The following is a 24,285-nucleotide window of genomic DNA, read 5'->3' as shown; positions in this document are numbered from 1 at the left end:
GCCCAGCCCTTTGTTATCCCTCGGGCTCCGCCCGCCCCCGCCATGACGCCCCCCGGGGCTTCGCCCCGCCCGACCATGAGGCCCCCGTGGGCTTCGCCTTGCCCCGACCATGACGCCCACGGGGCTCCGCTCATTTCCCACTACGTGCTTGAGGCCCGAACCCGATATGCCTTTCGGGAATCGGCCCAGAGACGGAACTCGGTCGGTGAGGGTTCACCCGAAGATGAGCTGGTGGAAGCGGCGATATTTGCCGTGGAACAGGCGGTTGGCGAGGCGGAACGCGAGTGGGGTCAGGGACAGTGCGGCCGGGACGTCGGCTGCGGGGACGGCGGAGACCGACCAAGGGATGAGGAACCAGAGGTTCTTTATTGGGTAGTGCTTCATGATTTGGTTTTCCCAGGCCTTGAAGTCCGCTACCGAGACGTAGGTTCGGATGATCGGGAAGATGTCGCGTTCCTCCTCCTCGATGTGCTCGTCCAGGAGGTCGCGCAGGACGATCGAGTCGGTGGCCAGTGACTGGCGGGCGCCGGGGTCGGCCGGGTGGGTGACCAGGAGTGCGGACGCGTGGCGGAGTCTGTCGAGGATGGGGTCGAGTTGGTCGTGGTCGGCGGTCAGGGGCTCCAGGTCTACGGCGTGACCGGCCGATGCCTGGATGATGGGCCAGCCGATGGTGTCCTCGCCGTGGTGGTGGAGGTGGATCTCCTCGGTCATCAGGCGGACGTATTCGGCCAGGGCCTTGGCCCGGGCGGGGGTCAGCGGGACGCCGTCGCGCAGGGTCTGGGCGAGGGCGGCGAGCTCGTGGGCGCCGTGGCGCATGGCCAGATGCGCGATGCCGTAGATCGTCAGGTCCGGCTCGGGGTCGCCGGGGCGGCGCGGACGGACGGAGGTTGTGGGGCGAGACATGTGCGCTCCTTCACGTGGTTTAACCCCGAGGGTGCGACCTGGCGCTTTGAGCTTTCTTGGATCCCACTCTCCGAGGAGGGCAGGATGGGGGCATGGTTGAGGAAGGCGCTCTGCTCTGGGAACCCACCCCGGAGGTCATCCGGTCCGCGAAGATCACTCGTTTTCAGGAGTGGCTTGGCCGGCCGGGTGCGTATCAGGACACATGGCAATGGTCGGTCGACTCCCCGGCGGAATTCTGGACGTCGGTCTGGGAGTACTTCGAGGTCGCGGGAGAGCGGGGCGACGGCCCGGTGATCAGCGGGGAGATGCCCGCCACCCGCTGGTTCGACGGCTCGACGATCAACTACGCGGAGAACGCGCTCCGCGGCGACCCCGCCCGCTTGGGCGTGATTTTTCGTGATGAAGCAGGAAACCGGCGGACGTACACGGTCGGCGAGTTGCGCGCCGAGGTCGGCCGGGTCCGAGCCGGTCTGGTACGGCTAGGCGTCACCAGAGGCGACCGCGTAGCCGCATATATCCCGAACATTCCGGAAGCTCTGATCGCCTTCCTGGCCACGGCCTCCCTGGGCGCGATCTGGTCCTCCTGTTCCCCCGACTTCGGCGCCCCCAGCGTCATCGACCGCTTCACCCAGATCGAACCGAAAGTCCTCTTCGCCGTCGACGGCTACGGCTACGGCGGCAAGAGCTTCGACCGCCGCGAGGTCGTCCAGGACATCGCGGCCACCCTGCCGTCACTGGCGGCGACCGTGTGCGTCCCGTACCAGAACCCGATCGAATCCGCCGTGACCTGGGATGACCTCAGATCAGAGGAGAAGGAACCGGAATTCGACCGCGTGCCATTCGGGCACCCCCTCTGGATCCTCTACTCCTCGGGCACCACCGGCCTGCCCAAACCCATCGTGCACGGGCACGGCGGCATCGTCCTCGAACACCTCAAGGCGCTCTCCTTCCACCAGGACCTCGGCCCCGACGACGTCTTCTTCTGGTACACCACGACCGGCTGGATGATGTGGAACTTCCTCATCGGCGGCCTGCTCGTCGGCTCCACGGTGGTCCTCTACGACGGCTCCGCCGCCCACCCGGCCACCGACGCGCTCTGGAACGTGACCGCTGAAGAGGGCGTGACCTATTTCGGCACGGGCGCGCCGTACATCGTGGCCTCGATGAAAGCCGGGGTGAAACCGCACGGTCTGGACAAGCTGCGCGGCCTCGGCTCGACCGGATCCCCGCTGCCCCCGGAGGGCTTCGCCTGGATCTACTCCGACGTCAAACCCGACGTGCAACTCGGCTCCTTCTCCGGCGGCACCGACGTCTGCACCGGTTTCGTGGGCGCGGTCCCGCTGCTCCCGATCCGGGCGGGTGTGATCCCGTGCCGCTGCCTGGGCGCCCGCGTCGAGTCGTACGACCCGGAAGGCCAGCCGGTGATCAGCGAAGTCGGCGAGCTGGTCGTCACCCAGCCGATGCCGTCGATGCCGGTCATGTTCTGGAACGACCCGGAAGGCACCCGCTACCACGAGTCGTACTTCGCCGACTACCCCGGCATCTGGCGGCACGGCGACTGGATCAAGATCCTGCCGGACGGCGGCTGCGTGATCTACGGCCGCTCCGACTCCACCCTCAACCGGGGCGGCGTCCGGATGGGCACCAGCGAGTTCTACCGCGTCGTCGAGCGCTTCGACGAGGTGAGCGACAGCCTGGTCATCGACACCGGCCAGCTCGGCCAGGACGGCCGCCTCCTGCTGTACGTCACGCTGACCACCGGCACGGCTCTGGACGAGCCCCTGGTCACCCGCCTCCGTACCACCCTGCGGAAGGAACTCTCCCCCCGCCATGTCCCGGACGAGATCATCGAGGTCCCCGGCATCCCCCGCACCCTCTCCGGAAAGAAGCTGGAGGTCCCGGTCCGCAAGATCCTCCTCGGCGTGCCCATCGCGAAAGCCGCGAACACCGACGCGATGGCCAACCCCGAAGTCCTCGACCACTTCCGTCCGATTCCCTAGAAATACCGCGGACGGTGACGGACACTTCACTTCGGGGCCCTGTCACATCGGAGTGAAGTGTCATGTCCACACGGCTGGGTGACCGGCTGGACGCTGCGCGGCAGCGGGGTTTCGTGGGCCGCCGGCGCGAGCTGGCGGCTTTCCACGACCTGCTCGACCCGGCCAGCGCGACCCAGGTCCTGCTCGTGCACGGCGCCGGCGGCGTCGGCAAGACGGCACTGCTGCACCGCTACGCCTGGCTGGCCAACCGCGCAGAACGCACGGTCGTCTGGCTGGACGGGCACGAGCTGACCGGCCTCGACGATCTCCAGGTCGAGGCCACCGACGGCCTCGTCCTGCTCGTCGACACCGTGGAGCGGGTGCCGGGCCTGGAGCGGTGGCTGCGCACGGAGCTGCTGCCCCGGCTGCCCGCGGACGCCGCCGTGGTGATCGCCGGGCGGGACCGCCCCGAGCCGGTCTGGCGGGCCGACCCCGGCTGGCGGGAGCTGGTCCGGGTCATCCCGCTCGGCAACCTCGACCACGAGGACGGCACCCGGCTGCTGGCCGCCCGCGGCGTGCCCGAGGAGGAACGGGAGGCCGCTCTGGAGTTCACCCGCGGCCACCCGCTCGCCCTCGCCCTGGTCGCCGACGTCTCCGCCCAGCGCAGGTTCTCCGCCGGTTCCGCCCACGAGGTGATGGGCGAGCTCCTGCGCGGCTTCGTCGAGACCGTGCCCAGCCCGCTGCACCGGCGCGCGCTGGAAGCCTGCGCCCAGGTCCTGGCCACCACCGAACCCCTGCTGGAGGCCCTGCTCGACCTCGACGACGCGAGCGACCTGTTCAGCTGGCTGCGCGGCCTGTCCATCGTCGAGTACGGCTCGCGCGGCCTGTTCCCGCACGACCTCGCCAGGGACGCCCTGGTGGCCGAACTCGGCTGGCGCGATCCGGACGGCTGCGAGGAGATCCGCCGCCGCGCCGCCGCCTACTACCGCCAGCAGTTCGCCGAACCCTCCCGGCATTCGGTCCTGCTGGACTTCGTCTACCTGCACCGCGCCACCTCGGTGCTGGGCTCGTTCGTGGTCGGCTACCCGCAGACCAGCAGCCTGAGCGCCGACCGCCCGACCCGGGCCGAACTGGGCACGATCGTGTCCTGGGTACGCAAGCACGAGGGCGACGAGTCGGCCCGGCTGTGCGAACGCTGGCTGGCCCGGCACGAACCGACCGTGATCCGCGGCCAGGACGGCACCGCCGCCGGGTTCTACCTGCTGATCGACGCCGTCCCCGACCCGGAGGACCCCGCCACCCGCGATCTTGAGCCGGGGCACACCCGGATGGTGCGGTTCTGGATGGACGGGCGGCGTTACCAGGAGCCGTCCCCCGTGCAGCTGTTCATGACCACGCAGCTGTTCCGGTCGTATCTGACCGGAGACAGTCCGGACCGCACGCTCCTGACCTTCGCCTCCGCCGACCCCTGGGTGGAGGGCTGCGCCCACGTCGACTTCCACCGGCTGCCCTCGGCCGACTTCACGGTGGGCGACCACACGTTCGCGGTGTTCGCCCACGACTGGCGCGAGGTCCCGCCGCTGACCTGGGTGGCCCGCCTGGCCGAGCGGGACGCGCTGATCGAGCCCGTCCCCGTGGACCGCCGCACCCTCGACGAGGAGGAGTTCGGGGAGGCCGTCCGGACCGCCCTTCGCGCGTACGGCAGAGCCGACGGCTTACGCGACTCACCCCTGCTAGGCGCCCTCAACCTGCGAGAACACGAACTGCGCGCGCTCTTCGAAGAGGTCGCCGCCCAACTGGCCGCCTCCCCGCGCGACCTGAAGGCCCACCGCGCGCTGCACCACACCTTCCTGCGCCCCGCCAGAACCCAGGCGGACGCCGCCACCCTGCTCGGCCTGCCCACGACCACCTACCGCCGCCACCTGGCCTTGGCCGAAGCCCGTTTCACCGAACTGCTCTGGCAGCGGACCCACTGATCCCTCCCGGAGGTGTCCCCGGTGAGGGCCGGGGACACCGAGGGGCGGTCAGAACTCGTTGTCGGAGGCGATGTGGAAGTTGACGAGCGTGTTGGCGCTGCCGGTGTTCTTGGCGCACACCGTGTAGTCGCCCGCGCCGGGGAACGCCGGGACGCTGGTCGAGGTGAGGCCCTGCACCCAGCCCGTGACCCGGCCCGGGGTCGCGTACGCCAGGACGCCGGCCCGGTAGATGAAGAACTTGGCGCCGCCGGCGGTGGCGGTGCCGTCGCCCTGGACCTTGGTGGCCGCGTACTGGCCGACGCAGGCGGTGCTGCCCGGGGTGAGTGTGCCGCCCCAGCCGGCCAGGGCGTGGGCGGGCGAGGCGACCGTGAGCACGGTGGCTCCGGCGGCGAGGGCGGCGATGCTGAGGGCGATACGACGAATCATGGTGTTACCCCGTTTCGAGACGATGTTGCATGTCCTACGAAACGTAGGCGTTCGGAATATTCGCTTCCGAGGCCACTCAACGCCCGAAAACGGCCCGATTCTGGTTCACAGGCCCTGCGGGAACCGGAACAGCCGCCCGGGGTCGTACCTGGACTTGATCTGGACCAGGCGGGCGGCGTTCGCGCCGTAGTACTGGCCGAGGAAGCCGGTCAGGTCGGGGTCGATGTAGTTGACGTAGGCGTGGTCGCCGAAGAACGGCCGCATCGCGGCGTGCGCGCCGCGCGCCCAGGCCAGGGCGCCGTCGAAATGCGCGTAGTACTGCACGCTGTATAACGCTTTCCGATGCGGGAACGCGGTCGCGTCGGGCCGCACCCGCGCGATCGCCCCGCCGAAGGCGTCCAGCAGCACGGTGTGCCGCCCCGCCTTCGCCACCTGCGCCACCAGCGCCCGGATCCCGGCGTCCCCAAGCGGCGCATACGCCAGATGCGACTTGGCGCTGAAGGTGTCCCGCACCAGCCGTCCGTTCGCGGTCTGCCCGGGTAACGACCCCGGCCGATGGCACTCGGACACCGAATAGGACGAACACCCCGCCATGATCATCATCGCCTGCTGGTACGGCACATGCCGCACAGACCTGCTCGAAGGATCCCGCCCCACCCGATCCACGAGCACCTGTAACTGCTTCTCGCACCCCGACTTGGACCCCAGATAGAGCCCGCCCACCGTCACATCCGGCGACGGATCATGACTCAGATGAAGATTCGACCACAACCCATCCGGAGCCGAGGGCGCCCACCCTTGCCACGCCCGCAACACCGCTGCCGCCCTCGCCCACGGCCAGCGCAGCGAGAACACCGTCACCTCGCGGGTGGCGTGACTTCGGAAGGTGAAAGACGTCGCGATCCCGAAATTTCCGCCTCCGCCGCCCTGGGACGCCCAGAACAGGTCGGGATGGCTGGTGGGGGAACACGTCACTCGTTTTCCATCCGCGGTGACCATCTCCACCTGGGTGAGCACATCGCAGGTCAGACCGTACCTGCGGGAGACCACGCCGAGGCCGCCGCCCAGGGTGAGCCCGGCGATGCCGACACTCGGGCAAGAACCCGCCGGGATGCTGACCCCGAGCTTGCCCAGCTTCGCGTAGACGTCGACGAGTTTGGCGCCCGCGCCGATGGTGGCCAGGCCCGCGCTGTGCCGTACCGACGACAACGGCGACACGTCCACCACCAGGCCGGTCCCCGTGGACCAGCCCGCGTAACTGTGCCCGCCGGACCGGGCGGTGATCGGCACGTCGAAGCGGCGCGCGAACGCCACGCACTCGGCCACATCCGCCGGGGTCGCGCAATAGGCGACCGCGGCGGGCCTGACCTTGTCGTAGGCCGGGTTGAACAGGCGCCGGGCGCGGTCATACGCCGAGTCGCCCGGGCGGACCAGTTTGCCGTCCAAGCCTCGGCCCAGCGCGCGCCAGTCCGGCGCCTGAACCCCGGCCAGTGCCAGACCGGCCGGGACCAACGCCAGAAATCCCCGCCGTCCCAGCGGGACGGAAGGGCGCACAGGAATCGGCATGATCACTCCCCGAAGTCACGACTACCTCGTGAGACGCGTGACATGCCGACGGGGTTGGTGACAATCAGGTCACCGCGCGCCGATCCGCAACGCCAGCGCCGGGCACATCTCGACCGCGCGCTGCGCCTCGCTCTTCGCCCACGAGGGAACCGGGCTGTCGATGAACACCGGATAGCCGTGATGGTCGAGCTTGACCAGCTCCGGCACCAGATGCGCGCACAGCCCGTGGCCCTGGCAGCGCGTCCAGTCCACGACCAGACGCACGTCGGAGGCGTCCGCGATCGGGAGCGGCAGGACCTCCTTGGTCGGCCGCCCGCAGGTGCCGTTGAGCCGGTGCTCCTCCACGTCGTCGGCGAACGCCTCCAGCGCGGACAGGACGAACCTGGAGGTCCCATCCGGGTGGAAGCAGGCACCCCGGCCCCGCACCGCCGTCGCGGCCTGCTGGACCAGATCCAGCGCGCCGGGAGTGCCCACCGTGAGCTCGGCCATCGCCCGCGCCAGCGACGGCAGGCCCATCCGGCAGGGGCCGCACTGCCCGGCCGACTGCGCGGCCAGGTAGGCGGCCACCCGGACCGTCTCGCCGAGCGGGCAGGTGTCCGAGCCGAGCGGCACGATGATGCCCGCGCCGAGCTCGCCGCCCGACTGGGACATGCCCCGCCGCGAGACGATCGCGCCGTACGCGTCGGCGGCGCTCAGCCACTTGCCGTGGTAGCCGCCGACCAGCAGGCCGTCGCCCACCCGGGCCTCGCACATGTCGAGCACGGCCGCGAGCGGCACCCCCGGCGTGCACTCCACCACGGTGGGCGCGGCCACCGAGCCGCTCACGCTGAGCAGGATCGTGCCGGGCTCCTGCGGGGTGCCGACCGAGGCGTACTCCTGCGGGCCGAGCTCGGCCAGCAGGGCCAGCTGGGCGAAGGTCTCGGTGTTGGACAGCAGCGTGGGCAGGCCGTTCACGCCGCTGTCGCTGGAGCGCACCTTGCGCCCCGACGGCATGCCCAGCTCGCCGTTGACCGCCTTGACCAGGGCGCCGCCCTCGCCGGAGATGAACCGCTCCTGGATGCCGACCACCCGGACGTAGCCGATCAGGCCGCGCTCGGCCACGGCGGCCATCATGGAGCCCTCGGCGAGCTCCCCGGCCGGGGTGGCGATCACCACCTCCTTGGCGTCCAGGGCGCTGGCCGCCAGCAGCGCGCCCTCCAGCACCAGATGCGGCGTCCGGGTCAGCAGCATCTTGTCCTTCATGCTGGCCGGCTCGCCCTCCGCGGCGTTCACCAGCACCACCGTGTCGGAGGTGCGGGTGTGCGCCGCGACCGCGCGGAGCTTCCTGGCGAACGGGAAGGCGGCGCCGCCCCGGCCGCGCAGGTCGACCTCCTCGGCCATGGCGATGAGCCCGTCGACGGTCTCGCCGTCGAGCTGGCGATGGATGGTGTAGTGGGTGTCCAGATCCAGCCGGCGGTTGTCGTCCAGCCCGGCGGTCAGCCGAGCCGGACCCATCCGGCGCAGTTTGGAGACGCGATAGGGGATCATACGACTCTCCGAAGTTTGGAGGAGGTGCGTTCGCGGCCCACGATGCTGATCGGTTCGGGAACCGACTGAGGCGCGGGTGCGACCTCAGGCATCGGCAGGGTCTCCAGGTCGTCGGCGATCGTCGCCGCAGGGCGAAGAGAGACGACGACTCTCAGCAGCAGGGCGGTGCCCACTGCCACAAGGCAGGCGATGTAACTCCAGCTCACCCACGCGGCGGGGGTACGGCCGGCGGCCAGGCCGTGCAGGATCGACACGGGCCAGGCCAGGTAGGCCAGGTCGTGCAGACCCCGCCACAGCCAGGGCCGCTCGGCCTGCGCGAACCGGCCGCGCATCACTCCGGTCGCGACGACCACGATCATCATGTCGGACGCGATCGCGCCCGCCCCGATGGCCAGGTTCGTCGTGGGGAGCACCGAACCCCAGGCCGGGACGAGCCCGGCGGCGATCTTCATACCGATGTGGGTGACCAGGAAACCGACCCCGACGAGTGCGGCCGCTCGGTGTACGAGCTGGGCGCGCACCCGCCAGGGGATGGGCAGCAGGAGACGTTCTGAGGCGAGTAACCCGAGGGCGACCGTCGTCGTCAAGGCGACGAGCGAGAGCACGCCCGCGTAGAAGGTCAGAAAGTTCTGCGCCTCCGCGAGCAGCCCGGCGCTCATGCCGTTTCTGGCGGCGAGCATGGCGCCGAAGATGACGACCACGACCACGGCGCCCAGCGCGATCTTGACTGGGCGGGACTGCAGGTTGAGCGGCGTTTCTGGCCGACGGTGAGCCCGTCGTCTGGACACGGATTCCTCCGGTTGGGGGGAGTCTGCTGGGAGTCGGGCGGGCTCGGAACTGCCTCGTGTCATCTGCTTATTCACCTCCGGGTCAGCAGCGCTGGCCTCGGTTGATGCACTGAACGACGAAGTTCATCAGCTGGTTGGACATCACGTTGTGGAAGTCCGCGTGGTCGGTCACCGGGTTGTGGAGCTGTTCAGGGAACGCGTCCACGGCGAACGAGGGGCCGGTCGGGACCGAGTACGTGAGCGTCATGCGCAGCTGCGGGACGGCGCGGGTGCCGGCGGGGCAGGCGCCGTTCTGGCCGGGGAACACCACGTGGGTGCGGTGGTTGGCGCTGTCGGTGTTCTGGCCGTCCCAGCAGCTCGGGAAGTCCAGCTGGCGGACCACCAGGCTGCCGCGCGGGCAGAGCGGGTACTGGGTGGTGAACCGGTTGGTGAAGCCGGTGCAGCTCCACTGCGCGCGGGCGTTCGCGCCGCCGTTGGTGCCCGCCTTGGCGTCGCCGGTGATCAGGCGCAGGAACCGGGGCATCGCCACGACCCGGCTGGCCGGGTTGCCGCGGAACTGGAGGGTGACCGAACGGGGGGTCACGATCGTGCCGATGTTGCCGTCGGCGGCGCCGCCGAGCTCGGAACCGTCCTCCCCGGGCCTGGGGGGAGGCGGCTGGGCCGGCTCCGTCGGCTGCTGCGACGGAGTCTGGCTGGGCTGCGGGTTGTTGCCCTGGTTGTTCCCTTGGTTGTTGCCCTGGTTGTTATTGCCCTGGTTGTTGTTGCCGGGGCTGCGACGCTGGTTGGCGTTCTGGGCGCTCAAGGCCTGCTGGTTCTGCTGCTGACCCTGCTGGTCCTGCGGGTTCTGCTGCGGGTCCTGCTGCTGGTTCTGCTGGTTCTGCTGGTCCTGGTTCAGGTTCTGCTGCTGCTGGTCCTGCGGCTGCTGCTGGTCCTGCGGCTGCTGTTGTTGCTGCTGCTGACCCTGATCCTGGCCCTGCTGTTGCTGCTGGTCCTGGTTCTGCTGATTCTGCTGGTCTTGGTTCTGCTGTTGCTGGTTGTTCTGGTTCTGCTGGTCCTGGTTCTGCTGCTGGTTGTTGTTCTGCTGGTTGCGGTTCTGGTTCTGCTGGTCGCGCTGCTCCTGCAGCAGGTCCGGCCGGAGCCGGATGACCGGCCAGAAGTACGCGGACTTGTCACCGAACCGGCAGGTGGTGCCGCCGGCCGCCAGGCTCTGGTCGGTGGAGAACCCGTTCGTGGTGCGATTGCCCACGTAGTCGTGCACGTGATGGGCCCCGTTGGTCACGCCGGGGGCGACGATGTGGTTGTCGGAGTTGCGATGTCTGTTCTGGTTGCGGCCGCACTGGGACACGAACGAGCCGCGCCCGGCGCGTACGCCCGTGCTCCCCGGGGGCACCCGGCGGATGTCAACGAAGTCGCTCAGGGACGGACCGACCACGGCGCTTAACGCGGGAGTGGCCGAGATGGGCATCACAAGTGATCCGGCCAGCAGGACGCCAGCGACCGCTATAGAGCGTTTTCGCATGGATTCTCCTCTTACGAGCTAGGACTAGCTAAGACTGGGGGGTTGGCAGCTGCGAGTAGTCCACAAGACCTGTTTCCTCGAGCAGGGTCATGTGCTTGAGGACCACCGCGTTCGCCTTGGAGGCGAACTCGCGGATCTTGTCGTTGCGGGTTCCCGCCCGGACCGCCGCGATGGTCGCGAAGACCTTTCCGTGCGCGGCGCGCAGACGGTCGGCGAACGTCTGATCGAACTCGGCACCGGTCCGGCTGGAGAGCTCGCCGAGCCAGCGCTGCTGGTCGGCGTTAGGCTCATCGGGCAGCTGGACGCCGAGTTGGGCCGCTTCCGCGCGGACGTCCTCGTCAAGCTGAGCATGGTCGTTCATCAGGTGAACGCCGGTTTCCTTGACCTTCGCGTTGGTCGAGCGCTCCTGCGCCCAGCGGCCGGCGGGGATCTCCCAGAGCCCGGCCCACCGCACCTTGATGAGCAGATCTCTGTCGGCGGGACCCAACGGGCCCCAACGCGTCTGGGTCCAGCCTTCCTGTTGCGCCGCCTGACTCTGCGGGACCACCACGATCACGGCAACCGCTGCCGCGAACAGGAAAACACCGAACACCACGAGCTCCCCGAACCGGAACCGCATGGCGCCCTCCTCTCTTCGGAGACAGGTACGCGGGGTTCCCAGAGCCGGTTCAGCAAATAGTCAGAAATGACTGGAGTTACTGGAGTTGTGTACATCACACAAAGACAGGTGCAAATATGTGGCTCGTGCGCCGACAACTCGACACCCGGTTCGAGCGTCTGGACCCCGACGACGACCCTGATCGGGATGATCGTCTGATCAGGGAGTTGTACCAGGAGTTCGGTGGTCCGTTGCTCCGTCAGGTCAGGCAGTCGACAGGCAACGACCTGCAGTGGGCAGAAGACGTCGTTCAAGAGACGCTTCTGCGCGCCTGGCGTAACGCGGCGAAGTTAACGTGGGAACGAGGGCTCCTGTGGGCCTGGCTTCTTACGGTATCGCGTCGCATCGTGATCGACGGCCGTCGCAGGCGCGGCGTCCGGCCCAGGGAGGTCGAACCTCCCGAGGCGGACACCGTCGCCGTGCCCGACGCGACCGACAAGACGCTGGCGGCCATCGTGGTCGCCGACGCCCTGCGCGGTCTGTCGCCAGATCACAGGGAAGTTATAGAACAGACATACTTACGGGACCGTACGGTAAGCGAAGCAGCAGAGATACTGGGGATACCACCGGGTACGGTGAAGTCCAGGCTCTACTACGCTTTGCGAGCCTTACGCGGTGTCCTGAAAGAGAGGGGAGTGGCCAGCTGATGTCGGTCTTCGGGGAATCTCATGTTGTCCGATGAGATTCCAGAGTCCTCGCACCACGACGTGGCGGCCTACGCCCTCGGGGTGTTGGACCCCGAAGACATTCAGGGCTTCGAACTCCACCTCGTCTCGTGCGAACGGTGCCGGATCGAACTGAACGAGTTCGGCGAGTTACCCGGCCTGCTCAACGAGGTCAAGTCCGCGTCGCAGCGGGTCCGTCCTTAGTCGGGCTTTTGGTCCGTCCTTAAGTTGACGCCCGCGCGGTTTTCGGATGACTAATGGGAAACCTGCTCATCAGCCTGCCACCCCACTGTCGTGCCTGGTTAGGACCGTAGTGGCAGTCCATATAGCAACTTTCCCATTAGTATCGGGTCGGTGGCGGCCTGACTGCTGATCAATGGGGATCGGCGGGTGCGCCCCGAAGGAGTTTCGGGATGTCCGAGGCGAGAGCCGTACCGCCCTCGCGTAGTTTCGGTGAGGACGGCGCGCGGCTGTCCTACGGCGAATACCTACGCCTACCCCAGCTCCTAGACCTGCAGGGTCCCCAGTCGGGGGCCAGTGACGAACTCCTCTTCATCACTGAGCACCAGGTCTACGAGCTCTGGTTCAAGCTCCTCCTCTACGAGATGGAGCGGGCGCGGGACGCGATGACGGAAGGCGCCCTGTGGCGGGCGCGACACCTGTTCCGGCGAATCCACGCGGTTGAGCGGGTCCTGGTCGGACAGGTCGAGGTCCTGGAGACGATGACGCCCCAGGACTTTCTTGAGTTCAGATCGGTGCTGGCCCCGGCGAGCGGGTTCCAGTCCGTGCAGTTCCGGGAACTGGAGTTCCTCTCCGGCGCGAAGGACCCGTCCTATCTGGACCGGCTGCGCGACGCGCGAGACGACGAACTCGCCCGGTTGCGGCGGCGGCTCTCGGAGCCGTCGCTATGGGATGCTTACCTCACCGCCCTCTCCCAGCGTGGCCTGCCCGTCTCCGACGCGGAGATCATGGACTCGCTGCTGATCGTGGCCAGGGACCGGGGATCGCACGACGACCTCTGGCAGTTGGCCGAGGATCTGCTCACCCACGACGAGACGACCGCTTCCTGGCGGATGCGGCACGTGCAGATGGTCGAGCGACAGATCGGGACAAAATCTGGTACTGGCGGCTCTTCTGGGGCACCGTACCTGAGAGGGCGGACGAGGCTGCACTTCTTCCCCCTCCTCTGGGAACTGAGAGCCTGGCTTTGAGTACGACCTCACAAAGGAGTGAGTAGCGAGATGCCGCTCGACACGGCTGAGGCGATGGACGACCTGCTCCGCACGGCCGCCGCGACTTGCGGGCAGGTGCCTGGCACGGGCGACCCCGAGGAGGCGTTCCGCTTCCTGCGCGCCTACTACCGCCAGGTTCCCCTCGAGGATCTGGCCGACCGAGATCCCGTGGACGTGTGCGGCCCGGCGATGACGCACCGCCATCTGGCGGTCACCCGGCCGCAGGGCCGGGCCGTGGTGCACGTGTTCTCGCCCACGCTGGAGGACAACGGCTGGGATCCGGGGCATTCGGTGGTCCAGATCGTCACCGACGACATGCCGTTCCTGCTCGACTCGGTCACCACCGAGCTGGACCGGCACCAGCTCGGCACGTACCTGATCGTGCACCCGCAGCTGCGGGTGCGGCGGGACATGACCGGGAAGCTGCTGGGCGAAGAGGACGCGGACGTCACCGGCATGATGCTGGTGGAGTCCTGGATGCACATCGAGATCGACCGGCAGAGCGATCCGGCCGTGCTCAAGGAGCTCGAAGGCGACCTGCGCCGGGTGCTCGAAGACGTCAGATACGCGGTCGAGGACTACGCCAAGATGCGCGCCCTGGCGCTGCGGACGGCCGAGGACCTGGGCGACAATCCGCCGCCCTTAGATCCGGCCGGGGTCGAGGACAGCCTGGAGCTGCTGCGCTGGCTCGCCGACGGGCACTTCACCTTCCTCGGCTCGCGCGAGTACCGGCTGGAGGACGACGACACGCTGACCGCGGTGCCCGGCACCGGGCTCGGCATCCTGCGTGCCGACAAGGCCGGTTCCACCAGCTTCTCCGCCATGCCGCCGGAACTGCGGGCCAAGGCCAGGGAGAAGCAGGTCTTGATCATCACCAAGGCCAACACCCGGGCGACCGTGTACCGGCCGGCCTACCTCGACTACGTCGGAGTGAAGCTGTTCTCCGCCGACGGCGAGGTCATCGGGGAGCGCCGGTTCCTCGGGCTGTTCACGCATGTGGCGTACAACGAGTCGATCTCCCGCATCCCGGTGCTGCGCCGCAAGCTGGCCGCGGTCCTGGACCGGGCGGGGCTGCCGCCGGACGGCCACGACGGCAAGGACATGATCGAGATCCTGGAGACCTACCCGCGCTCGGAGCTGTTCCAGATCTCGGTGGACGAGCTGGTCCCGATCGCGCTGGGCGTGCTCCGGCTGCGCGAGCGCAAGCAGGTCAAGCTCTTCCTGCGCCGGGACGACTACGGCCGCTACATCTCTTGCCTGATCTTCCTGCCCCGGGATCGGTACACGACCAAGGTCCGGCTCGCGATGCAGGATCTGCTGCTCAAGGCGCTGTCCGGCAGCACGCTCGACTACAGCGCGATGATCGGCGAGTCCGTGCTGGCCCGGCTGCACGTGACGATCCGGGGCGAACGCGGCAAACCGCTGCCTCCCCTCGAGGTGGACGTGGACGCGCTGGAGGCCAAGCTCGTGGCCACCACCCGTTCCTGGGAGGACGATCTCGCCTCCGCCATCACCGAACTCTGCTCGGAGGAGGAGGCTCCGCGCCTCATCCGCCGCTACCTCGCCGCCTTCCCCGAGGGGTACAAGGCCGATTTCCCGCCGCGTACGGCTGTCGCCGACCTCAGGCGGCTGGAACAGCTGTCGGATTCCGACGGCGACATCGGTATGAACCTCTACGAGCCGTACGGCGCGGGCGAGGGCGAGCGCCGGTTCAAGGTCTACCGGCTGGGGCGGCCCATCTCGCTCTCCCACGTGCTGCCGCTGTTGCAGCGGATGGGCGTGGAGGTGGTGGACGAACGTCCGTACGAGGTGGATCGGGATCACGACCCCGCCACCAAGGACGCCTGGATCTACGACTTCGGGCTGCGCTACACCCTGGCCGAGGACGTGGATCGCGATGATTTCAAGCGGCTCTTCCAGGACGCCTTCGCCGCGCTCTGGCGGGGTGAGGTCGAGAACGACGGCTTCAACGCGCTCGTGCCGGCCGCCGGGCTGACCTGGGAGCAGGCCGGGATCCTGCGCGCCTACGCCAAGTACCTGCGCCAGGCGGGGACCACGTTCAGCCAGGACTACATCGAGAAGGTGCTGACCGGGAACGTGCGGCTGGCCCGGCTGCTGGTGCGCGTGTTCGAGGCGCGGCTGGATCCCCGGCGCGGCGAGGACGTGCGGGCCGAGCTGTGCGACGCGCTGCACGAGGAGATCCTGGCCTCGCTGGACGAGGTCGCGTCGCTGGACGAGGACCGGATCCTGCGGGCCTACCTGGAGATGATCAGCGCGACCCTGCGGACCAACTTCTTCCAGCTGGAGGACGGGAAGCGCAAGCCCTACCTCGCGCTCAAGTTCGATCCGCAGGCGATCAGCGTGCTGCCGGAGCCGCGGCCGAAGTTCGAGGTCTTCGTGTATTCCCCCCGGGTGGAGGGGGTGCACCTGCGGTTCGGCAAGGTGGCGCGCGGCGGGCTGCGCTGGTCGGACCGGATGGAGGACTTCCGCACCGAGATCCTCGGCCTGGTCAAAGCCCAGATGGTGAAAAATACCGTCATCGTGCCCACTGGGTCTAAAGGTGGATTTGTCGTCAAACAGCCGCCCGCGGGTGGGCGGGACGAGATGTTCGCCGAAGGGGTCGCCTGCTACCGGCACTTCGTGTCCGGGCTGCTCGACCTCACCGACAACCTGGTCGACGGCCAGGTCGTGCCGCCCCAGGACGTGGTCAGGCACGACGGCGACGACACCTACCTGGTGGTGGCCGCCGACAAGGGCACCGCCACCTTCTCCGACATCGCCAACGACGTCGCCGCGAAGTACGGCTTCTGGCTCGGTGACGCGTTCGCCTCCGGCGGTTCCGTCGGGTACGACCACAAGGCCATGGGCATCACCGCGCGCGGCGCCTGGGAATCGGTGAAATACCACTTCCGCACCATGGGCGTGGACGTCCAGAGCACCGACTTCACCGTGGCCGGCATCGGCGACATGTCCGGCGACGTGTTCGGCAACGGCATGCTGCTCTCCACCCACATCCGCCTGCTGGCCGCCTTCGACCACCGGCACATCTTCATCGACCCCCACCCAGGCCCCAGCGCCTTCGCCGAGCGGCGGCGGCTGTTCGAGCTGCCCCGCAGCTCCTGGGCGGACTACGCGTCCCACCTGATCTCCGCGGGCGGCGGGGTCTGGCCGCGCACGGCCAAGTCGATCCCGGTCTCGCCCCAGGCCAGGGCCGCGCTCGGCATCCCCGACGGGGTGACCGCGATGGCCCCCAACGACCTGATCAACGCCATCCTCAAGGCCCCCGTGGACCTGCTGTGGAACGGCGGCATCGGTACGTACGCCAAGGCCACCACCGAATCCAACGCCGACGCCGGCGACAAGGCCAACGACGGGCTGCGGGTCAACGCGGGCGAGCTGCGCTGCAAGGTGATCGGCGAGGGCGGCAACCTGGGCTTCACCCAGGCGGCCAGGATCGAGTTCGCGCTCAACGGCGGGCTGATCAACACCGACTTCATCGACAACTCGGCCGGGGTGGACACCTCCGACCACGAGGTCAACATCAAGATCCTGCTCGACCAGGTGGTCCGCGACGGCGAGATGACCGACAAGCAGCGCAACCAGATCTTCCTGGACATGACCGACGAGGTCGCCGGGCTGGTGCTGCGCGACAACTACGCGCAGAACGTGGTTCTGGCGGCGGCCACCAAGCAGGCGCCCGAGATGCTGCACATCCACGCCCGGTATCTGCGCCGGATGGAGCGGGCCGGGCTGATCAACCGGCGGCTGGAGTCGCTGCCGACCGACAAGGCGCTGGCGGAGCGGCGGCAGGCGCGGCTCGGGCTGACCCAGCCGGAGCTGGCGGTGGTGCTCGCCTACACCAAGCTGGTGGTGGACAAGGAGCTGCTGGCCTCGGATCTGCCGGACGATCCGGCGCTGCAGGACCGGCTGGTGTCGTATTTCCCGTCGGCGCTGCGGGAGCCGTACCGGAAATATATGGACTCGCACCCGCTGCGGCGGGAGATCATCACCACCAGCGTGGTGAACGACGTGGTCAACTTCGGCGGGACGAGCTTCGTGTTCCGGTTCGGGGAGGAGACCGGGGCGCGCGCGTGGGACATCGCGCGGGCCTACCTGGTGGCGCGGGAGGTCTTCGATCTGGCCGGCTTCCGGCGGGCGGTCGAGGCGCTGGACGGCAAGGTGGACGTGGACACCCAGCTGCTGATGCTGCTGGAAGGGCGCAAGCTCTCCGAGCGCGGCACCCGGTGGCTGCTCGGGAACCGCAGGCCGCCGCTGGATCTGGCCTCCACCGCGAGCTTCTTCGTGGAAGGGGCCAACGGGCTGCTGCCGCACCTGCCGAAGATGCTGGCCGGGCTCGACCTGGCGGCGTTCGACGAGCGGCGGGAAACGTTCGTGTCCCGGGGCGTGCCGCCCGAGCTGGCCGAGCGCACGGCCGGGATGGTGCCCGCCTACTCCACCTTCGACCTGGTGGAGATCGCCACGCTCACCAAGCGGCCGGTGAACGAGGTGGCCGAGGTCTACTTCGACCTGGCCGAGCGGCTCCAGCTGGCCCGGTTGCGGGAACGGGTGATCGCGCTGCCCCGGGACAGCCGGTGGAACGCGATGGCCCGCTCCGCCCTCCGCGACGACCTGTACGCGGCGCACGCCAGCCTCACCCGGGACGTGCTCATCCACAGCACCCCCGGGCTCCCGCCGGAGGAGCGGCTGGCTCGCTGGACCCGCGCCAACGAGGCCGCCGTGGCGCGGGCCAGGCAGACGCTGTCGGAGATCTGGGAGAGCGACACCTTCGATCTGGCCACCCTCTCGGTCGCGCTGCGCGCGATCAGGACCCTGGTGGCCACCAGCAGCCTGCCGCAGTAACTCAGGTGGCGCTCGCCCTGGTCACCAGGCCGTCGTAACCGACGATCTCGGCGGGCGCCCGGGAGTCCTTCGGCGGGATGAAGCCGACATACTGCTGGGTCTCCATGATCCGGCGCTCCTTGATGATCACAGCGGAGAGCAGCGCCCAGCGGGCTTCCTCGGGAATCGCCAGATGCCCGCCCTGGGCGTTCTCCACCTTCGCCGTCCAGGTCGTGGTCCTGGTCAGGCTGTAGAGCACCAGCCCGCCGCCGTCACTGGTACGGACCGCGTACACCGGGAACCCCACCGCCAGCGCGAACAGCGAGTCATACGCCAGGCCCTGCGCCTTCAGCGACTCCCGGTTCCGCTTGATCTCCGCGAAGTAGCCGGTCGTGCGGGGACCGGGCTCGATCAGGCCGGAGGCGTAGCCCGCGCGGCCCTCCTCGGCGATCGTGGCGTGCAGCGGGCCCATCAGGTGGGGGCTGATGGCGATGCTCTGGTCGCGGGCGTCCAGGGCGGTCGCGTAGCCGTCCTCGTCGAACTCCAGCGGGGGCAGGTCGGCTTCCAGCAGCGATTCGAAGCTGTTCTGCCAGATATCGCCCTGCTTGACGAAGACCATCAGCGCTTTCCTGGGCGGTTCGCCCTTCTCGCGGCGGTCGATGAGGGCCGCGAACCAGAGGGGGGCGTTGCCGTACTGCCGGGGGACGATCAGGGTCGGCTTGCCCCAGGTGTAGCGGGGCGGTTTCATTCCGGCGGACCGGTACTGGGCGATCGTGAGCAGATCCTGGCCGTCCCTGGCCAGGTCCAGCGCCCAGCGTTCGTCGCCGTTCGCCCGGGCCACGTCGTCGGCCTCCAGCTGTTCCTTGACGGCGACGGCGGCGTCCTCCAGCGTGAGCGCCACCGGGGGAGCGGGGGCGGCCGACGTCGTCGCCGCGACCGGGCTGGGCTTGGGCGCGGGCGGTGGAGCCGACGTGCAGGCGGCGAGCGCAAAAAGGGCAACGAGGGCGATCGCGCGTCGCATCGTCTCCCCCTTCCCCGGGCCACCGGTCCCATATCGTAGCCAGTCCGAGGTTCGCGTACCCTTTACAGACGTGGCAGCCATCGACCCAGCCGAAGAGATCAACGAGCTTACCGGCACCCTGAACAGCATTCAGGACGTGCTCAATCTCGACGCGCTGCGCAAGCAGATCGCCGAGCTGGGAGAGCAGGCCGCCGCGCCCGACCTGTGGAACGACCCCGAGGCCGCGCAGAAGGTCACCAGCAAGCTCTCCCACCTGCAGGGCGAGGTGAACAGGGTGGAAGGCCTGGTGAGCCGCCTGGAGGACCTCACCGTGCTCTACCAGCTGGCCGCCGAGGAGGGCGACGACGACACCCTCGCCGAGGCCGACCGCGAGCTGGCCTCGCTGCGCACCGACATCGGCGCGCTCGAGGTGCGCACCCTGCTGTCGGGTGAGTACGACGCGCGTGAGGCGCTCATCACCATCAACTCCCAGGCCGGCGGCGTGGACGCGGCCGACTGGGCGCAGATGCTGCTCCGGATGTACCAGCGCTGGGCCGAGCGTAAAGGTTTCACCACCGAGGTCTACGACACCTCCTACGCGGAGGAGGCGGGCATCAAGTCGGCCACCTTCACCGTCAAGGCGCCCTATGCGTACGGCACGCTCCGCGGCGAGCACGGCACCCACCGCCTGGTCCGGATCAGCCCGTTCGACAACCAGGGCCGCCGGCAGACCTCGTTCGCGGGCGTGGACGTGGTCCCCGTCGTCGAGCAGACCGATCACATCGACATCAACGAGGACGATCTTCGCATCGACGTCTACCGGTCATCGGGCCCCGGCGGGCAGGGCGTCAACACCACCGACTCGGCGGTGCGGATCACCCACCTGCCGACCGGGATCGTGGTCTCCTGCCAGAACGAGCGCTCCCAGCTGCAGAACCGCGCCTCCGCGATGACCGTGCTCCAGGCCAAGCTGCTGGAGCGCAAGCGCCAGGAGGAGGCCGCGACCATGAACGAGTTGCGCGGCGAGAGCACCACGTCCTGGGGCACGCAGATTCGCAACTACGTGCTGCATCCGTACCAGATCGTCAAGGATCTGCGGACCGGGGTCGAGGCCGGGAACCCCAGCGCCGTGCTCGACGGCGACCTCGACGAGTTCATCGAGGGCGAGATCCGCTGGATGCGGCGGGCCGAGGCCGGTCAGGAGTAGTACAACTTCAGCGCGGTCAAGGCGAGGATCAGCACCACCAGAAGACCCAGGAAAACCGGGGAGGAGAGCGGGAATCCGTGGTGGTGGAACTTCTCGCGGGCGTTGCGGCAGGCCGGGCAGCGGCCTTCGACAACGGGTTGGGCGCACGCGGCGCAGATCAAGTGTTCGCAGCTCATCGCAGCTTTACCCATGCCCTAATCGTTTTGTTTCCGTTATGGACGTTCCATGCCAGTGTTACCCCTAGACTGAGCTCTGGCCAACCGGAACGTCGATCTAGCGCAAAGAGACCGGCGCCCCCCGGGCTGGACGTCCCTCGCCCCCTAGACTGGCATGCCGTGATGCGCCCGTGATCCATTTTGATAATGTGACCAAGGTCTACCAGAACCAGAACCGCCCTGCCCTCGACCACGTATCCGTGGATGTGGACAAGGGCGAGTTCGTATTTCTCGTGGGACCTTCCGGATCGGGGAAGTCCACGTTCCTCCGACTGGTGCTCAAGGAGGAGCGGCCCAACTCCGGCGCCATCCATGTCGCCGGCAAGGACTTGGCCAAACTCTCCAACTTCAAGGTGCCGCACCTGCGGCGCCGGATCGGCTGCGTGTTCCAGGACTTCCGGCTGCTGCCGAACAAGAACGTCTACGAGAACGTCGCGTTCGCGCTCGAGGTCATCGGCAAGCCCCGGCGGTTCATCCGCAAGGTGGTGCCCGAGGTGATCGAGCTGGTGGGCCTCGAGGGGAAGGCGCACCGCATGCCCGACGAGCTCTCCGGCGGCGAGCAGCAGCGGGTCGCCATGGCGCGGGCCTTCGTCAACCGTCCGATGATCCTGCTGGCCGACGAGCCGACCGGAAACATCGACCCCGCGACGAGCATCGGCATCATGAAGGTGCTCGACCGCATCAACAGGACCGGCACCACCGTGCTCATGGCCACGCACGACGCGGCGATCGTCGACTCCATGCGCAAGCGTGTGGTGGAGCTGGAGGATGGCAAGATCGTCCGCGACCAGTCGCGGGGTGTCTACGGCCAGGCGTACTAGAAGAAGGAAGCATGCGGGCGAATTTCATCTTCTCCGAAGTCTGGATCGGGCTCCGGCGCAACCTCACGATGACCATCGCGGTGATCGTGACCGTCGCCGTCGGCATGGCGCTGCTGGGCGTGGGGCTGATGATCAACTCTCAGGTCAGCTCCATGACCGGCTACTGGACCGACAAGGTCGAGCTCTCGGTCTACCTGTGCGGGAAGGACTCCCCGTTCCCCGCCTGCCGCGAGTCTGGCGCGATCAGCCGGGAGCAGAAGGTCGCCCTGGAGACGACGATCAAGTCGATGCCGGAGGTCGACACCGTCGAGTTCGAGGACTCGGCCAAGGCGCTGGAGAACTTCAAGCTCTCCGAGAACAACCGCACGCTCTCCTCCATCGTCAAGGTCGAGGACATGCCGGAGTCGTTCCGGGTCAAGCTCAAGGATCCGGAGAAGACGGCCGCGGTCACCCAGAACATCGAGGGCCAGACCGGCGTCTCCAACATCATCAACGAGCGTGACCTGCTGGACAGCTACTTCGGCTTCATGAACCGGCTCCAGGCGATGGCGCTCGGCGTGGCCTTCCTGATGGTCTGCGCGGCCACCCTGCTGATCGGCAACACGGTCCGGCTCTCGGCGTACAACCGGCGCCGGGAGACCGGCATCATGCGCCTGGTCGGCGCCTCCAACGTCTACATCCAGCTGCCGTTCGTGCTGGAGGGCGTGATCGCCGGTCTGATCGGCGGCGTGTTCGCGGCGGTGCTGCTGATCATCACCAAGGTGGCGCTGTTCGAGGGCATCCAGACCTACATGGCGGTGCCGCTGGGCTGGGACACGGTGGCCGCGGTCATCACCGGAACCATGGCCGTCGGCGTGCTCATCTGCATCCTCGCCTCGTTCATCACACTCCGCCGTTATCTGCGTGTGTGACGAGCGCCGGTAGGCTCTCTGCCATGCCACGTGAGACCGGGCGCAAGGTCATCGCCCAGAACAAGCGTGCCCGCCACGACTATTTCATCGAGGACACCTACGAGGCCGGTCTGGTCCTGACCGGCACCGAGGTCAAGTCCCTGCGGGCGGGCAAGGCCAACCTGACCGACGGCTACGCCACCGTCGAGAACTATGAGACGTGGCTGTACAACGTGTACATCCCCGAGTACAGCCAGGGCACCTGGACCAACCACGCCGCGCGGCGCAAGCGCAAGCTGCTGCTGCACCGCAAGGAGATCGGCAAGATCGAGGCCACCCTCAAGGAGCGCGGCCTGACCCTGGTGCCGCTCGCCCTGTACTTCAAGGACGGCCGCGCCAAGATCGAAGTCGGCATCGGCCGGGGTAAGAAGGACTACGACAAGCGCCAGACCCTGCGGGAGAAGCAGGACAATCGCGAGATGTCCCGCGCCCTGTCCAACGCGGTCCGGCGCAAGGGGGGCCGCTAGGCCGTGGCTCCTCGTCGTGTACGGCTCGCGCTGGCGTTAGGGCTGCTCGTCCCCACGCTGACCGCCTGCTTCGAGGAGCCCGCCCCTCACGAGGCGATCCGCGACTTCCTCGTCGGCTGGGAGAGCGGCGACTTCGCCATGGCCGCCCGCCGTGCCGACGCGGACGAGGCCTCGGTCCGCAAGGCGCTCGGCGACGTCGGCCTGCACCTGGACGCCGCCACGCTCCGCTTCAAGCTGCTCTCCATCACCCGGGACGGCGACACCGCCAAGGCCAGCTTCCAGGCCGAGGTGGACCTGGGGGAGAACAACCCGCTGTGGACCTACGACAGCATGCTGCCGCTGCACCTGGTCGACGGCCGCTGGAAGGTCCGCTGGTCGCCCAGCGTCATCCACCCCGACCTGCACGAAGGCCAGCGGCTTGCGGTCAAGGTGGACCCGCAGGGCCGCCAGCCCATCATCGACAGGTTCGGCGACACCCTCCAGGACGAGGACACGCAGTATGTCGCCCAGGTGATCCCGGTCCAGCTGTCAGACCCCGCCCGGCTCTGCCAGGAACTCGCGAAGGTGACCGGTTTCGCCCAGGACCGGCTGCTCAGCCGGATCCTGTCCGCCCCGCCCACCGACGCGGTCCCGCTGGCCACCTTCGGCCGCGCCAAGTTCAACCAGATCAAGACCCAGCTCGACCGCATCGACGGGCTCCAGATCGTCGACGTCAAACCGCCGGTGGCGCCCAAGTCGCCCGTGCAGATCGTCGGCCGGGTCAGCGCCGTCACCGCCGAGAGCGAGCAGCAGCTCGGCGGCCCGCAGCGGGCCGGCGACACCGTCGGCCGGGACGGCCTGCAGCGCGCCTACCAGGACCAGCTCACCGGCTCCACCGAGACCCGCGTCATCGTCCTGGACACCAAGACCTGGGAGACGGTCAAGGAGCTCAAATCCTGGCCCGGCCGCAAGAACACCCCCGTCCGCACCACGATCGACTCCCGCCTGCAGCGCGCCGCCGACCTGGCCGTGGCGGGCACCCAGCCGGTCGCGCTGGTCGCCGTGGACGCCCCCACCGGCCAGGTGCTCGCCGTCTCCACCAAGGACCTGAACCAGGAGAAGGACGCGCTGGCCGGCAAGTTCCCCGCCGGCACCACCTTCTCCATCATCGCCACCGAAGCCCTGCTCAAAGCCGGTCTGGACGTCGGCCAGAAGGTCCCCTGCACGGCCGACCGCACCGTCGGCGGCGCCCGCTTCCAGCAGACCGGCGTCACCTCCTCCGCGCCCACCTTCGAGGCCGACTTCGCGCACGGCTGCGTGACCGCGCTCGCCTCGATGGCCCGCCGCGTGGACGAGGGCGCCCTCGCTGACAGCGCCGCCGCTTTCGGCATCGGCGCGCCCTGGGGGCTGCCCCTCAGCAGCTTCAGCGGAACCGTCCCCGCCGGAACCACCGACGCTGCCCGCGCCAAGATCATCGCGGGTTCCAGCGTGCGCGTCAGCCCGCTGGCGATGGCGCTGGTGGCGGGGGCCGTACGGGCCGGGACCTGGCACCCGCCCACCCTGGTCAC

Annotated in this window: 20 protein-coding genes; 11 read left to right on the top strand and 9 right to left on the bottom strand. The window is 68.6% G+C overall.

What is annotated here, in order from left to right; all coding sequences use genetic code 11:
* Window positions 1-213: 213 nt before the first annotated feature.
* The gene (locus tag Amac_RS51275; protein WP_155361704.1) at window positions 214-903 is read right to left on the bottom strand and encodes a hemerythrin domain-containing protein; all 690 of its coding nucleotides are present in this window, start codon (window positions 901-903) and stop codon (window positions 214-216) included.
* A 92-nt stretch (window positions 904-995) separates the two neighbouring features.
* Between Amac_RS51275 and Amac_RS51270 the strand changes: the two genes are divergently transcribed.
* Together Amac_RS51270 and Amac_RS51265 are read left to right on the top strand one after the other, a co-directional pair.
* Window positions 996-2,903, top strand: coding sequence for an acetoacetate--CoA ligase (locus tag Amac_RS51270; RefSeq protein ID WP_155361703.1), 1,908 nt, complete (start codon window positions 996-998; stop codon window positions 2,901-2,903).
* 62 nt (window positions 2,904-2,965) lie between these two features.
* Window positions 2,966-4,858: an ATP-binding protein gene (locus Amac_RS51265; protein ID WP_155361702.1), complete on the top strand. Its 1,893-nt coding sequence runs from the start codon at window positions 2,966-2,968 to the stop codon at window positions 4,856-4,858.
* A gap of 48 nt (window positions 4,859-4,906) precedes the next feature.
* Here Amac_RS51265 and Amac_RS51260 read toward each other — a convergent pair whose 3' ends face one another.
* From Amac_RS51260 to Amac_RS51235, 6 genes are all read right to left on the bottom strand, one after another.
* Entirely contained in the window at window positions 4,907-5,284 is a 378-nt protein-coding gene (locus Amac_RS51260; RefSeq protein ID WP_155361701.1) for a hypothetical protein, read from the bottom strand.
* Between the two features lie 105 nt (window positions 5,285-5,389).
* Window positions 5,390-6,850 carry an FAD-binding oxidoreductase gene (locus Amac_RS51255; RefSeq protein ID WP_155361700.1) on the bottom strand — a complete coding sequence of 487 codons (1,461 nt, stop codon included), beginning with the start codon at window positions 6,848-6,850 and terminating at the stop codon, window positions 5,390-5,392.
* A gap of 69 nt (window positions 6,851-6,919) precedes the next feature.
* Complete coding sequence (locus Amac_RS51250; protein WP_246269239.1) at window positions 6,920-8,377, bottom strand: NADH-quinone oxidoreductase subunit NuoF family protein; 1,458 nt, start codon at window positions 8,375-8,377, stop codon at window positions 6,920-6,922.
* Window positions 8,374-9,165: a hypothetical protein gene (locus Amac_RS51245; RefSeq protein WP_155361699.1), complete on the bottom strand. Its 792-nt coding sequence runs from the start codon at window positions 9,163-9,165 to the stop codon at window positions 8,374-8,376. Before Amac_RS51245 ends, Amac_RS51250 begins: the two co-directional genes overlap by 4 nt.
* Before the next feature lie 82 nt (window positions 9,166-9,247).
* Window positions 9,248-10,684, bottom strand: a complete 1,437-nt coding sequence (locus Amac_RS51240; protein WP_155361698.1) for a DUF1996 domain-containing protein — start codon at window positions 10,682-10,684, stop codon at window positions 9,248-9,250.
* A gap of 28 nt (window positions 10,685-10,712) precedes the next feature.
* Entirely contained in the window at window positions 10,713-11,303 is a 591-nt protein-coding gene (locus tag Amac_RS51235) for a DUF4142 domain-containing protein (protein WP_155361697.1), read from the bottom strand.
* A 116-nt stretch (window positions 11,304-11,419) separates the two neighbouring features.
* On the opposite strand from Amac_RS51235, the gene Amac_RS51230 reads away from it, so the two are divergent.
* From Amac_RS51230 to Amac_RS51215, 4 genes are all read left to right on the top strand, one after another.
* Entirely contained in the window at window positions 11,420-11,989 is a 570-nt protein-coding gene (locus Amac_RS51230; protein WP_155351798.1) for a sigma-70 family RNA polymerase sigma factor, read from the top strand.
* Window positions 11,990-12,010: 21 nt separating this feature from the next.
* The gene (locus Amac_RS51225; RefSeq protein WP_155361696.1) at window positions 12,011-12,211 is read left to right on the top strand and encodes a zf-HC2 domain-containing protein; all 201 of its coding nucleotides are present in this window, start codon (window positions 12,011-12,013) and stop codon (window positions 12,209-12,211) included.
* Window positions 12,212-12,420: 209 nt separating this feature from the next.
* Window positions 12,421-13,218, top strand: a complete 798-nt coding sequence (locus Amac_RS51220) for a tryptophan 2,3-dioxygenase (RefSeq protein ID WP_155361695.1) — start codon at window positions 12,421-12,423, stop codon at window positions 13,216-13,218.
* 30 nt (window positions 13,219-13,248) lie between these two features.
* Complete coding sequence (locus tag Amac_RS51215) at window positions 13,249-18,099, top strand: NAD-glutamate dehydrogenase (RefSeq protein WP_155361694.1); 4,851 nt, start codon at window positions 13,249-13,251, stop codon at window positions 18,097-18,099.
* A 1-nt stretch (window position 18,100) separates the two neighbouring features.
* Here Amac_RS51215 and Amac_RS51210 read toward each other — a convergent pair whose 3' ends face one another.
* Complete coding sequence (locus Amac_RS51210; protein WP_155361693.1) at window positions 18,101-19,099, bottom strand: DUF8094 domain-containing protein; 999 nt, start codon at window positions 19,097-19,099, stop codon at window positions 18,101-18,103.
* A 70-nt stretch (window positions 19,100-19,169) separates the two neighbouring features.
* On the opposite strand from Amac_RS51210, the gene prfB reads away from it, so the two are divergent.
* Window positions 19,170-20,285, top strand: a complete 1,116-nt coding sequence (prfB, locus tag Amac_RS51205) for a peptide chain release factor 2 (protein ID WP_155361692.1) — start codon at window positions 19,170-19,172, stop codon at window positions 20,283-20,285.
* Here prfB and Amac_RS51200 read toward each other — a convergent pair.
* The gene (locus Amac_RS51200) at window positions 20,276-20,476 is read right to left on the bottom strand and encodes a hypothetical protein (RefSeq protein ID WP_246269238.1); all 201 of its coding nucleotides are present in this window, start codon (window positions 20,474-20,476) and stop codon (window positions 20,276-20,278) included. The genes prfB and Amac_RS51200 overlap by 10 nt on opposite strands.
* Before the next feature lie 155 nt (window positions 20,477-20,631).
* Between Amac_RS51200 and ftsE the strand changes: the two genes are divergently transcribed.
* The 4 genes from ftsE to Amac_RS51180 form a co-directional block, all read left to right on the top strand.
* On the top strand, window positions 20,632-21,321 hold the full coding sequence (ftsE, locus tag Amac_RS51195; RefSeq protein WP_155361691.1) for a cell division ATP-binding protein FtsE: 690 nt from the start codon (window positions 20,632-20,634) through the stop codon (window positions 21,319-21,321).
* An 11-nt stretch (window positions 21,322-21,332) separates the two neighbouring features.
* Complete coding sequence (ftsX, locus tag Amac_RS51190; RefSeq protein WP_155361690.1) at window positions 21,333-22,232, top strand: permease-like cell division protein FtsX; 900 nt, start codon at window positions 21,333-21,335, stop codon at window positions 22,230-22,232.
* A gap of 23 nt (window positions 22,233-22,255) precedes the next feature.
* Complete coding sequence (smpB, locus tag Amac_RS51185) at window positions 22,256-22,738, top strand: SsrA-binding protein SmpB (protein ID WP_155351806.1); 483 nt, start codon at window positions 22,256-22,258, stop codon at window positions 22,736-22,738.
* A gap of 3 nt (window positions 22,739-22,741) precedes the next feature.
* Window positions 22,742-24,285 (top strand): NTF2-like N-terminal transpeptidase domain-containing protein (locus Amac_RS51180; RefSeq protein ID WP_155361689.1); only part of this gene is annotated, 1,544 nt, incomplete at its 3' end.

This window comes from Acrocarpospora macrocephala (genome assembly GCF_009687865.1).
Lineage (GTDB): Bacteria > Actinomycetota > Actinomycetes > Streptosporangiales > Streptosporangiaceae > Acrocarpospora > Acrocarpospora macrocephala.
This window is presented reverse-complemented; position numbering and strand designations above follow the sequence as displayed.